An 11,982-nucleotide genomic window follows, 5' to 3' on the forward strand; every position below is an offset into this window, starting at 1 on the left:
GGGCCGCACCTCAAAAGAGGTGCGGCCCCATCTCCGTTCAGGCCCTACGCCTAGTAGACCGGCTTCTCGGGCTCGATCTGGTTGACCCAGCCGATCACGCCGCCACCCACGTGCACCGCGTCCGCGAAGCCCGCGGACTTCAGGACGGCGAGGACTTCCGCGGACCGGACACCCGTCTTGCAGTGCAAGACGATCTTCTTGTCCTGCGGCAGACTCTCCAGGGCGGTGCCCATGAGGAACTCGTTCTTCGGGATCAGCTTGGCGCCGGGGATCGAGACGATCTCGTACTCGTTCTGCTCTCGCACGTCGATGATCTCGATCTTCTCGTCCGCGTCGATCCACTCCTTGAGCTGCTTGGGAGTGATCGTCGAGCCGAGCGCCGCCTCCTGGGCCTCGTCCGACACGACGCCGCAGAAGGCCTCGTAGTCGATGAGCTCCGTGACGGTGGGGTTCTCGCCGCAGACCGCGCAGTCGGGGTCCTTGCGGACCTTGACCTGGCGGTACTGCATCTCCAGGGCGTCGTAGATCATCAGGCGGCCGACCAGCGGGTCGCCCACGCCGGCCAGGACCTTGATCGCCTCGGTGACCTGGATGGAGCCGATCGACGCGCACAGCACGCCGAGCACGCCGCCCTCGGCGCAGGACGGGACCATGCCGGGCGGCGGGGGCTCCGGGTAGAGGCAGCGGTAGCAGGGACCGTGCTCGCTCCAGAAGACGGACGCCTGGCCGTCGAAGCGGTAGATCGAACCCCATACATACGGCTTGTTGAGCAGCACGCAAGCGTCGTTGACCAGGTAACGGGTCGCGAAGTTGTCCGTGCCGTCGACGATCAGGTCGTACTGGCTGAAGATGTCCATCACGTTGTCGGCCTCAAGCCGCTCTTCGTGCAGGATCACGTTCACGTACGGGTTGATGCCGAGGACCGAGTCCTTCGCCGAAGCGGCCTTGGAGCGGCCGATGTCCGACTGGCTGTGGATGATCTGGCGCTGCAGGTTCGACTCGTCGACCTCGTCGAACTCCACGATGCCGAGCGTGCCGACGCCCGCCGCGGCGAGGTACATCAGCGCCGGTGACCCGAGGCCGCCGGCGCCGACACACAGCACCTTGGCGTTCTTCAGCCGCTTCTGCCCGTCCATTCCCACGTCGGGGATGATCAGGTGGCGGGAGTACCTGCGAACCTCGTCGACGGTGAGCTCAGATGCTGGCTCGACCAGGGGTGGCAGCGACACGGGGACTCCGTTGGTCGGTATTTCGGAACGGTTGTTCTGCGTGTAACACTGCCATGGCCTTCTTCATTCCGAGACACCCGTTCCGATACGCGAGACGATTTCGTCCCAGTACGCGGGCATGGCCTCCCACGGGTCGTTCGGGCCACCGCGCTCTATGCGGTCGGTGAAGTAGATCGTCGCGGCGCCCTGCCAGCGCGCGATGCGCAGGGCCTCGTCGAGATGGCCGCCCGGCATCCCGTGCACGAAGTGGCAGAAGCGCTCGGGCGGGTAGTCGGCGGTCCACTCGGCGACCTGGGACCAGCGGTAGTCGCTCCAGGGGCCGGAGAAGGTCACCAACTGGTCGGCGGATTCGGCGTATCCGGGATAGGGATGGGTGCCGTGCCCGAAGACGATGTGGGCGTCGTCGCAGAGCGCGCGCAGCGTCGTGACCGTCCGGCGGATCTCCGGGAGCGCGGCCCGCTCGGTGGGGCAGCGGTCGAGCGAGAAGCCGTCGACCTGGTACCAGTCGAGGTAGCGGTGCGCGTCCGAGACGATCTCTCCGAAGGAGCGTGCGCCGTACGTCACGTCGAGGTGACCCAGCACACGGATGCCCGCGTTCCGCAGCCGCCCCGCCGCCTCCAGGCAGTGCGGGTCGGGCCGGGCGCCCGGCCCGTCGGACACGTTCAGGACCACCCAGTGCAGGGGCGTTCCGGGCCGGGTCAGCTCGGACCATTCGGCGGGGGCGACCAGCGGGTGGGCGAAACCCGGGATGCCGAAACCGAGTCGTACGTCGGTGTGCGCGGTACCTGCGGCGGTGCTGGTCAGATGCGGCATGCCGCCTCCATCCAGATGTCGGCGAGTGATTCTTCGAGGTTGATCCGGGGGCGCCAGCCGAGCCGGTCGCGCGCGGTGCGCACATCGGCCTGCTGCCAGCTGCCGCAGCCGTCCGGGTAGGGGTAGGCGGCCGGGCTCCCGTGGTCGGATTCGGTCCGGGGGTGCCCGATGGATTGCCGCAGGGGCCCCTGGTCCAGCTCGTGCAGCGCTCCGCCGTACCCGGCGACCCGCGCAAGCACGGCGGCCGCGTCCCGCAGCCGCACCGCGCGCCCCGAGCCGATGTTCACGATCCCCTGCGCGGCGGAGAGCGAGGCGGCGTGCACGGCACGCGCCACATCGCGTACGTCGATGAAGTCCCGCTGCACGCCGAGGCCCCCCAGCTTCAGCTCGCCGTCGCCGGACTGCATGGCGCGCCGCATGGCCTCGGCGAGCCGTCCGAGCGGCGATCCGGCGGGGGTGCCGGGCCCCGCGGGCGAGAACACCCTCAGGACGACGGCGTCGAGCCCCGACCCGAGGACCAGCTCCGTGGCGGCGAGCTTGCTCACCCCGTACGGCCCGCCGGGGCGCGGCACGGCGTCCTCGGCGGTCGAGGAGCCCGGCTGGCTCGGCCCGTACTCGGCGCCGCAGCCCAGCTGCACGAGCCGGGCCCCGCAGCCGCTGCGGCGCAGGGCCTCGCAGATGGTGGCGACGGCGACCGTGTTGTGCCGGGTCAGCTCGCGGGCGCCGCCCCGCGTGGCGCCCGCGCAGTTGATGACGACGCCCGGGTGCACGGCGTCCAGGAAACGGGTGAGCGCGCCGGGGCTGCCGCTCGCGAGGTCGAACCGTACGTCCGAGTCGTCGCCCCGCCCGAGCGCGGTGAGCTGCACGGCCGGGTCGGCGAGCAGCCGGTCGGCGACGAAACGGCCGAGATATCCATTGGCTCCGATCAGCAGCACCCTCATCGGGCGGCTCCCGGGTCGGATTCTCGGATGCTGAGGGTGCTCATCTGGGGTTCTCCTTCGGGGGATTGCCGTGGTTCACGGGGTAAGGCCCGCGGTGTCGGCCCCGCGGGAGAGGAAGATTTCGGAGGGAGTGGCACGGAGCCGTTCACGGCGCCCCGTCGGAGTGCGCGGAGGCGCGGGTCAGGGTCCGTACGGAGTGCAGCAGCAGGACCAGCGCGGCGGTGCCGCAGGCGAGTGCGGGGACCACGCCGGGCCCCCAGGCGTCGACGGCCCGCCGCACCGGCTCGCCGAGCCATGAGACGCCCGGCAGCCGCCCCGCGAAGACGGAGGCGACGGCTGCCGCCTCGGCGGCCCCGGCGGCGCCCAGCATCAGCACGGGCCCACGCGTGAATCCGTACGAGGAGAGCAGCCAGGCGAGCAGCAGCAGTACGCCGAGCGCGCCCGCCCCGTAGCAGGCGACGGTGTCGACGGCCGCGCCCGACGCGGGGACGAGGGCCACGCAGAGCGCGAGCAGCAGCCACAGCGCACCCAGGTAGAGGGCGACAACGCCGAGCAGCAACGGGCGTGCGGACGCGGCGAAATCGGCCAGGCCCCGGCTCGCGGAGAGCCGGCCACGCGCGCGTACCGCGAACAGTCGGGCGCACCACAGGGCGGGCGCGACGGCGAGCGAGAGCGCCAGGGCGGTGGCCGTGGAGGCCGCCCAGGGGCCGTCGGGCCCACCGGAGACGGCGGCCGCCAGGAGCCCGTCGCCCAGGACCGCGTACCCCGCGAGCCAGCACACCCACGCGCGCGTGGCCGACGGGGCGTGGTGCGCGAGCTGCGGCGGGGCGTGCCGGGGTGTGCCGTACCGGAGGGCCACCCGCAGCGCGAGCGCCACGGCGAGCACGCCGCCGACGGCCACCGCGAGCCGCGCCCGGCCCGCCGTCAGCTCGGCGCCGACGAGTGCCGCGCCGCACGCCGATCCCGGCAGCAGCGCGAGCAGCAGCGGGCCCGTGCGCGCCTTGGAGGCGCTCCGCGCGGGCGGCGGCTGCGGGAAGGGGTGCTCTTCGTTGTCGCGGGGGTCGCGGGGCACGCGCGCGTACATCTCCTCGGCGAGGGCGAACACGTCCCGGTGCCGGAACCGCGCCGCGGTCCGGTCGGTCACTCCGTGCGCCTCGAGACCGGCGGCGATCTCCAGCGGGTCGACGGCGCGCTCGCACAGCTCCCGGTGCCGGTGCATGAGCGCCTTCACGGGGTCGACGGCACCGCGGCGCTGGGGCCTGCCGCTGTTTCCCGCGGTGCCGGTCCGTGGCGGCGCGCCCGCCGCCCGCCAGGCCGTGGGCTCCGCCACGATCGCCTCCGACTCCCCGAAGGCCTCCGCCACCAGTTCCTCGGAGCGGGTGTCCCAGCCGACGGCGCTCTCCGGCGCTCTCGGTGCGTCCACCTTCTGCTGCCGTGTCATACGCCCGCCCCTCTCAACTGCCCCTGGTCCCCGACCTCTTGCGCCACCCAGCTGGGCGCCCCACCCGCACTGCCCGCACGACCGGCACCACCCGCACGACCGGCACCACCGGCACCACCGGCACGACCAGCACCACCCGCGACCCCCGCCGCGACGGCCCACCGCCCCGGCACATACGCCTCCGCCGGATTGCCGAACGGCACCGGTTCGCCCGCCTCGTCGACCGCGTCCCTGCGCACTGGGCAGTGCGAGACGATATCCAGGTAAATGCCGCGAAATGCCTCGACGTTCTGCTCCACGGTGAAGAGTTCGAGCGCCCGCGCACGCGCCGCGGCGCCGAGCCGCTCGCGCCGCCCCGGATCCCTGAGCAGCGCCACGCACGCCTCGGCGAGCGCCCGCGGGTTGCGCGGCGGCACCACGAGTCCCGTACCGCCGATGACCTCGACCACCGCGCCGACGTCCGTCGAGACGGTCGCCCGGCCGCAGAACATCGCCTCGACCAGGCTGATCGGAAAGCCCTCGACGGTGCTGGAGAGGACGACGACGCTCCCTGCGGCATACGCGTCCTGGAGTTCGGGGGCGGCCGGCGTGCCGATCTCCTCGAAGGAGACGGGGTTGTCGCCCACCTCGTGCGCGCCCTCCGCCTCGTCGGGGAAGAGCTGCGCGGCCAGCGCCCTGCAGTGCGCGAGATAGGCGGCCGCCTCCGGCCCCTCCGCGGGCGCCCCGACGATCCGCAGCCTTGCCTTCGGCTCCTCCTTTCGGATCTCCGCGAAGGCGTGGAGCAGCGAGATCAGGTCCTTGGCGGGCTCGATGCGCCCGACCCACAGCAGGGCGTCCGGGTCGCCCGGATCCTCCCGCTCGCCGACCTCCGCGAAGCGGGACGCCTCCATGCCCGGATAGACCGTCCGCAGCTTGGACCGCTCGGCGCCGCAGCGCTCCTGCCAGCGCCGTGCGTGCGTGTTGCCGGGGGTGATGACCGTGGCCTGCCGGTACACCTCCCCGGCGAGCTGCCCGTGGAAGGAGGTGAGCAGTGCCCGAGCGGGTGCGCCCGGCGCCTCGTCGCCGGCCGCCAGATAGTGCGCCCGCAGCTGTACGCCGTACTCGGTGACCAGGAGCGGCACTCCGGAGAAGTGCTTGGCCAGCAGGCCGGGGAGCGCGGCGGGGCCGCCGGATGTGGCGTGGCAGAGGTCGGCCGCGCCGAGGTCCCCGGCCTCGTACCAGTCGAGGGAGAGCGGCCGCAGCGCCCGCTCGACGAGCGCCGCGACGGTGAGCAGGTCGGGCACCCGCGCGGCGCGCGCGGCCCGCGGTGCGCCGGGCGCGCGGCAGGCGGTCTCCAGGGCGCGCACGGCCGACTCGGAGCGCAGGGCGCCGACGAGTCCGCCCTCGTCGCGGGCGAGTTCGGCGAGGCCGTAGAGCGCACTGGCGAAACGGTCCGCCAGTTCACCGGAGGCCGATTCGCCCGCGGCACCGGGGCCTGCCGAGCAGATCACCGCGGCCAGCTCGTCGAAGTGCTCGGCGAACCGCCGCCGGGCCCGGCGGCCGTAGGTGATGCCGTCGTCGTCGACGGTCCACAGCGGCGCCGTGCGCACCCGGCCGACCTGGGGCGGCAGCTCGATCCAGCCCCGCGCCTCCTGCCGCTCGCTGCGGCTGAGGGCGTAGACGTCGAACTCATGCTGCCCGAGCCCGCGCACGAGCCGGTCGCACCAGAGCCTGGCGTCACCGCTCACATACGGATAGCCACCCTCCGTCAGCAGTCCGATGCGCACGCGCACACCCCCGATCTCCCATGTGGGGAGCCGCCGTTGGACCGGCGGCTCGCAGCGGGACGAACGTATGCGGACATGACGGTGGCGTGATGGACGGTTGTCCATCACGCCACCAAAAGGGGTGAACGGCCGTAACTTTCCCGTGCCGGTAGCGTTCCGTCGCGCTATAGCTTCAGGAACGCCCGTTTTCGTCACGGAGCGTCATGCTGCGGCCAGCTCCCCGCGGGCCGTGCGGCGGTGCGCCGCCGCGTCCGGGTCGAGCGCGGGGACGGCCGCCAACAGCTGTCTGGTGTACGCCTCCTGGGGCGCGCCGTACACCTCGTCGACCGTGCCCGACTCGACGATCCGGCCCTGCCGCATCACCGCGACACGGTCGCTGACCTGGCGTACGACCGCCAGATCGTGGGCGACGAAGACCAGTGCGAGCCCCAGGTCCCGCCGCAACTCGGCGAGCAGGGCGATCACTTGGGCCTGGGTCGTCACGTCGAGCGCCGACACCGGCTCGTCGCACACGATGACCCTCGGCTCGGCGGCCAGGGCCCGCGCGATCCCGACCCGCTGCCGCTGGCCGCCGCTGAACTCGTGCGGATAGCGCCCGTAGTGCGCCGGATCGAGGCCGACCCGCGTCATGAGGTCCCGTACGCGATCGCGCACGGCAGCCTCGTCGCGCCCGCCCCGCGCACGCAGCGGATCGGCGATGGACTCCCCCACGCCGCGCCGGGGATTGAGCGAGGCGACGGGATCCTGGAACACCATCTGCACGTCGGGCCGCACGCCACGGCCCGCGACGTCATCCCCGTGCCTGACCTCACCGGCCGTCGGTTCGAGCAGCCCGACCAGCATCCGGCCGAGCGTCGTCTTGCCGCTGCCGCTCTCCCCCACGACGCCGAGCGTCTCGCCCCCGCGGACCGTGAGGGACACCCCGTCCACGGCGGCGAAGGCCCGCTTGCCGCGCCCGAACTCCCGGCGCAGGCCCACGGCTTCGAGGACGACGTCGCCCGGCGCGCGGGATGCGGCGGGACGCGGCGAGTCCAGCCGCGGCACCGCTCCCAGCAGCTCCCGCGTGTACGCCTTGGCCGGCGCCCCGAGGACCTCGCGCACGGAGCCCCGCTCGACGGCACGCCCGTACCGCATGACCAGGACTTCGTCGACGCTCTCGGCGGCGACGCCCACGTCATGGGTGACCAGGAGCAGCCCCATCCCGGTCTCGGCCCGCAGCGTGTGCAGCAGGTCGAGGATCTGCGCCTGCACGGTGACGTCCAGGGCGGTCGTCGGCTCGTCCGCGATCAGCAGCGCGGGCTCGCAGGCCAACGCCATGGCGATGAGCGCCCGTTGGCGCATGCCGCCGCTGAACTCGTGCGGCCGGGCGCGTGCCCTGCGTGCCGCGTCCGCGATGCCCACCCGGTCGAGCACGTCGACGGCACGCGCGCGTGCCGCCCGCCGCGAGGCCCCGGTGTGCACGCGGTACACCTCGGCGATCTGGTCGCCCACCGCGTAGTACGGGTCGAGGGACGACAGCGGGTCCTGGAAGACCATCGCGGCCCGTCCGCCGCGCAGCCGCCGCAGCTCCTCGCCGCCCGCCCGCTGTACGTCGATGCCGTCGACCCGCACCCCGCCGCCGACTGCGGCCCCGGTCTCCCGGTGCAGCCCGAGCAGCGCGGACGCCACCGTGCTCTTGCCGGACCCCGACTCGCCGACGAGGCCGAGCGCGGCACCCTCCTCCAGCGTGAAGGAGAGCCGGTCGACGGCGCGGACGTCCCCGAAGTCGACGACCAGGTCGGTCACTTCGACGAGGCTCATGACAGGACCACCCTTCGGTCGGCGACGGCGTACAGCACATCCGCGACGGCGTTGGCGAGCACCACGAAGAAGCCGGTCACCAGGACCATGCCGACCACGACCGGCAGATCGACGACGCCGACCGCGTGCACGAGTTCGCGCCCCATGCCGGGCAGACCGAAGAGCGTCTCGGTCAGCACCGCGCCGCCGAACATCGACCCGAAGTCGTTGGCGCTGAGCGCGATGACCGGCGCGACCGCGCCCCGCAGGGCGTGCTTCCCGACGATCGAGCGCTCCCCCACGCCGTACGCCCGGAAGGTGCGCACATGGTCGTCGGCGAGGGTCTCCAGCATCGAGGCGCGGGTCAGGCGCGCGTACTTGGCGGCCTCGATCAGGGCGAGGGACAGCCAGGGAAGCAGCAGGTTCCACGCCCACTGCTGCGGGTCGTCGGTGAACGGGACGTACTGCGGGAAGGGCAGCCAGCGCAGCTGCCCGCAGACCACGATCATCAGCAGCAGGCCGATGACGAAGACGGGCGTGGCCGTGCCCGCGAGCGTGACGGCGGTGAGCACCCGCTCGCTGACCCGGCCGCGCCGCCACGCCGAGAGCACGCCCGTGCCGACGCCGAGGATCAGCCACAGCACCATGGCGCCGAGCGCGAGCGAGCCGGTGACCGGGAGCTTCGCGAGGATCAGCCGGGTCACCTGCTGGTCGCTCTGGTAGGAGAGCCCGAGGCAGGGCGCGTCGCAGTGCTCCACTCCCGTGCCGGTCGAGTAGTCCTGACCGGCGACGATGCCCTGGAGGAAGTCCCAGTAGCGTACGTACACGGGGTCGTCGAGCCTCAACTGCTCGGCGACCTGCGCCACTTGGCCGGGTGAGCAGCGCGACCCGCAGGTGATCTGCGCGACGTCGCCCGGAGCGACGTAGAAGACCGCGTAGATGATCACGGAGATGACGAGCAGGGTGACGAGCGCACCCACCGCACGCCTCAGCAGGAAGCCGGTCATTCCCGGGAAGCCGGTCATGACGCGCCCTCCCGCTTCCGCCCGGTGCCGATCCGCAGCCGGGACGCGGCCCGCGGATCGAGCGCGGTGCGCACCCCGTCGCCGAGGACGGTCAGCGCGAGCACCGTCACGAACAGCGCCCCCGCCGGAAGCAGCAGATACTGCGGCGCCGCCTGGTACCAGATGTCGGCCGAGGTCAGCATCTGCCCCCAGGACGCGGTCGGCGGCTTGACGCCGACGCCGAGGAAGGACAGCGCGGCCTCGACCGTGATGTTCGTCGGGACGAGCAGCGCCGCGTACGTGATGACGGGCGCCGCGAGTCCGGGCAGCAGCTCGCGGCGCGCGACGCGCCAGGTGCTCCAGCCGCTGAGCCGGGCGGCGGCCACGTGGTCCAGCTCCTTCAGGGTGATGGTCTGCGCGCGCACGATCTTGGCCGTGCCGCCCCAGGCGATGAGCCCGACGACCAGGGCGACGAGGGCGGGGCGCGGGAAGCCGTCGGGCACGATCGCCATCAGGGCGAGCGAGAGGACCATCAGCGGCATGGCGACGATGACGTCGGTGGCGCGGCTGAGCGCCTGGTCCACCCAGCGGTTGCCGAGCCCGGCCGCGATGCCGACGCCGACGCCGAGCAGCACCTGCACCAGGGTCGCGGCGAGCGCGACGCCGAGGGAGACCCGCGCGCCGTACACGAGCCGGGCGAACAGATCGCGCCCGGTCTGCGGTTCGACGCCGAGCCAGTGGTCCGCGCTGATCCCGCCGAGCGGTCCGATCGGCACGCCGCCGCGTCCGGAGTCGATGAGTTCGGGGTGGTACGTACTGGGGTCCTGGCCCTCGACGGCGGTGAGCAGCGGCGCGGCGAGCGCGACCAGGACGAGCAGCGCGACGACGGCCGCCGCGACGAGGGCGGCGCGCTGCGCACGCAGCCGCCGCCAGAACTGACGGGCACCGGAGGCCGGGGCGGGCGCCGGTACGCCCGTCCCCGTCTCCGAGGCCAACAGGGCCTCGCTCATGGTGACTTGACCGTTCGCCCTACTTGACCGCGACCTGGGAGATGTCGAGGACACCCGTCCAGTCGCTGATCACGACGTTCTTCACGTCCTTGCCGTAGAGGCGCTTGTAGACCGGGTGGAAGAGCGGCACGGTCAGCGCCCGCTCGCCGATCTTCTTGTCGAGGGCACCCCAGCGCTTGGCGGCGGCCTCCAGGTCGGTGAGCTTGTTGATCGCGTCGATCTCGTCGTTGACCGACTTGTCGTCGAGGAAGCCGGTGTTGAAGTTGGCGCCGTCCCGCACGATCTGCCGGCCGTCGAAGATCGGGGCGAGGAACGGGCCGCCGGAGGGCCAGTCGGCGCCCCAGTGGGCGAGGAAGAGGCCCGGCTCGTCCTCGGCGCTGTGCGTCTTGTCCTTGTAGTCGTTGTCCTCGAGCCCCTCCAGCTTGACGGTGATGCCCGCCTTCTTCAGGGCGTCCTGGACCGCGGTGGCGATCTCCGGGCTGGTCTCGAAGTCCTTGGCGTTGGAATGGGTCAGCGTGATGGTGAGCCCGTCCTGGTGACCGGCTTCCTTCAACAGCTCCTTGGCCTTCTTCGGGTTGCCGTCCGCGCCCGCCGGGAAGTGGTCGTACTTCGTGTATCCGAAGGACTTCTGATCGGGCAGATACGTCGTCGCGGGCTCCGCGAGCGACGATCCGCCGGCGGCGTTGACGACCGACGAACGGTCGACGGCGTACGAAATAGCCTGCCGCACCTTCGGGTCGTCGAACGGCTTCACCTTCGGGTTGAAGGCCAGGTAGTTCGTGTAGCCGAAGTGCCCGGTGCCGACGCGCGAGGCGAGTTCCTTGTCGCCGGTGACCTTGGCGAGTTCGGCGGGGCCGAGGTTGGTGTCGGTGGTGACGGCGGCGGCGTCGGCGCCCTGCCCGGCGGAGAGCCGCTGGTTGATGACGGACGGGTTGAGCCCGGACCGTACGTCGATCTTGTCCGGGTAGGCCTTGCGCTCCGGGTCGGTCTTCGCGGACCAGTGCGGGTTGCGCTCCAGGGTGAGCCGCTCGCCGTCGTTCTCGTTCTCGACGACCTTGTACGGGCCCGAGGAGACCGGGTGCTCCTCGTACTTGGTGCCCTTGTCCTTGCTCCTGGGCACGGGCGCGAACTGCGTCTGGGTGGCCAGATAGGGGAATTCGCCCTCGGGCTTGTTGAGGCGGAAGACGATGGTCCGCTCGTCCGGGGTCTCGATCGAGTCGAGCCCGCCCTTGTCCTTGTAGGGCCCCGCGTACTTGTCGCCGCCGACCAGCCAGTCCCTCAAGTAGGGCGCGCCGCCCGAGAGTTCACCGGCGAAGGAGCGCTCGATGCCGTACTTGATGTCGGCGGAGGTGATCGGCGAACCGTCCTCGTACTTGAGCCCCTTCTTCAGGGTGTACGTCCACACGGTGGCGTTCTTGCTCGGCTTGCCCAGATCGGTGGCGAGGTCCGGCACGACCTTCGAACCGGCGGCGCCGTCCTCCCGGTTGCGCGTGGTCAGCGTACGGAAGACCAGCGAGGGCACGTTGCCGCCGCCGGAGGTGTAGAGCCGCGCCGGGTCGAAGTCGACCTGCGGTTCGCTGTTGAGGACGGTGAGCGTGCCGCCCTCGGCGGGCTTGCCGGCGGCGCCGCCGCTCCCGGCGTCGCTGCCCTCGGGGCCCGCGCAGGCGGCGGCGCCCGCGGCCAGGACCAGGCTGACGGATGCCGCTGCCACGCGGCGGGCTATGACGGACGATTGACGCATGGGAAAGGACCTCTCGGAGATTCAGGCAGGGGAAAAAGAGCAGAGCTCGCCCCGGGGTCGCCGAAAGGGAGTCGTCAGGACCGACGAACGGCCATGAATACCGCGAAAGGTGTCATGGCACGACGAAAGGTCATGAGAAAGCGACGCACACGCCAGGGGCGGGCGTCAGCAACAGTGGATGTCGGACACGCAGTGCGCGGTCACGCCGAAGAGCGCCAGCTCAAGGGCTGTGCGCGAGGAGGCGTGACGAGGCGACAT

At 72.1% G+C, this 11,982-nt stretch carries 10 protein-coding genes; all 10 read right to left on the bottom strand.

The genetic code is table 11. The annotated features are described in order from the left end of the window. Positions 1-50: 50 nt before the first annotated feature. Complete coding sequence (gene moeZ, locus ACIBKX_RS19830; RefSeq protein WP_363271577.1) at positions 51-1,229, bottom strand: adenylyltransferase/sulfurtransferase MoeZ; 1,179 nt, start codon at positions 1,227-1,229, stop codon at positions 51-53. A 63-nt stretch (positions 1,230-1,292) separates the two neighbouring features. Next, on the bottom strand, positions 1,293-2,042 hold the full coding sequence (locus tag ACIBKX_RS19835) for a spherulation-specific family 4 protein (RefSeq protein WP_363271578.1): 750 nt from the start codon (positions 2,040-2,042) through the stop codon (positions 1,293-1,295). Further along, complete coding sequence (locus ACIBKX_RS19840) at positions 2,030-2,983, bottom strand: NAD-dependent epimerase/dehydratase family protein (protein WP_363271579.1); 954 nt, start codon at positions 2,981-2,983, stop codon at positions 2,030-2,032. The genes ACIBKX_RS19835 and ACIBKX_RS19840 overlap by 13 nt, the downstream gene beginning before the upstream one ends. A 145-nt stretch (positions 2,984-3,128) precedes the next feature. After that, on the bottom strand, positions 3,129-4,424 hold the full coding sequence (locus ACIBKX_RS19845; RefSeq protein WP_363271580.1) for a hypothetical protein: 1,296 nt from the start codon (positions 4,422-4,424) through the stop codon (positions 3,129-3,131). Continuing rightward, a complete protein-coding gene (pelF, locus tag ACIBKX_RS19850; protein ID WP_363271581.1) occupies positions 4,421-6,190 on the bottom strand; it encodes a GT4 family glycosyltransferase PelF in 1,770 nt (589 codons plus the stop codon). Before pelF ends, ACIBKX_RS19845 begins: the two co-directional genes overlap by 4 nt. Positions 6,191-6,391: 201 nt before the next feature. Then, on the bottom strand, positions 6,392-7,990 hold the full coding sequence (locus ACIBKX_RS19855) for an ABC transporter ATP-binding protein (protein WP_363271582.1): 1,599 nt from the start codon (positions 7,988-7,990) through the stop codon (positions 6,392-6,394). Beyond that, positions 7,987-8,976, bottom strand: coding sequence for an ABC transporter permease (locus tag ACIBKX_RS19860; RefSeq protein ID WP_363271767.1), 990 nt, complete (start codon positions 8,974-8,976; stop codon positions 7,987-7,989). Before ACIBKX_RS19860 ends, ACIBKX_RS19855 begins: the two co-directional genes overlap by 4 nt. A 14-nt stretch (positions 8,977-8,990) precedes the next feature. After that, positions 8,991-9,983: an ABC transporter permease gene (locus tag ACIBKX_RS19865; protein ID WP_363271583.1), complete on the bottom strand. Its 993-nt coding sequence runs from the start codon at positions 9,981-9,983 to the stop codon at positions 8,991-8,993. Positions 9,984-10,002: 19 nt separating this feature from the next. Next, positions 10,003-11,724 carry an ABC transporter substrate-binding protein gene (locus ACIBKX_RS19870; protein WP_363271584.1) on the bottom strand — a complete coding sequence of 574 codons (1,722 nt, stop codon included), beginning with the start codon at positions 11,722-11,724 and terminating at the stop codon, positions 10,003-10,005. A gap of 165 nt (positions 11,725-11,889) precedes the next feature. Next, positions 11,890-11,982 carry an Ms4533A family Cys-rich leader peptide gene (locus ACIBKX_RS19875; RefSeq protein WP_363271585.1) on the bottom strand — a complete coding sequence of 31 codons (93 nt, stop codon included), beginning with the start codon at positions 11,980-11,982 and terminating at the stop codon, positions 11,890-11,892.

Origin of the sequence: Streptomyces sp. NPDC050658 (assembly GCF_044457025.1) — a bacterium.
Taxonomy (GTDB): domain Bacteria; phylum Actinomycetota; class Actinomycetes; order Streptomycetales; family Streptomycetaceae; genus Streptomyces.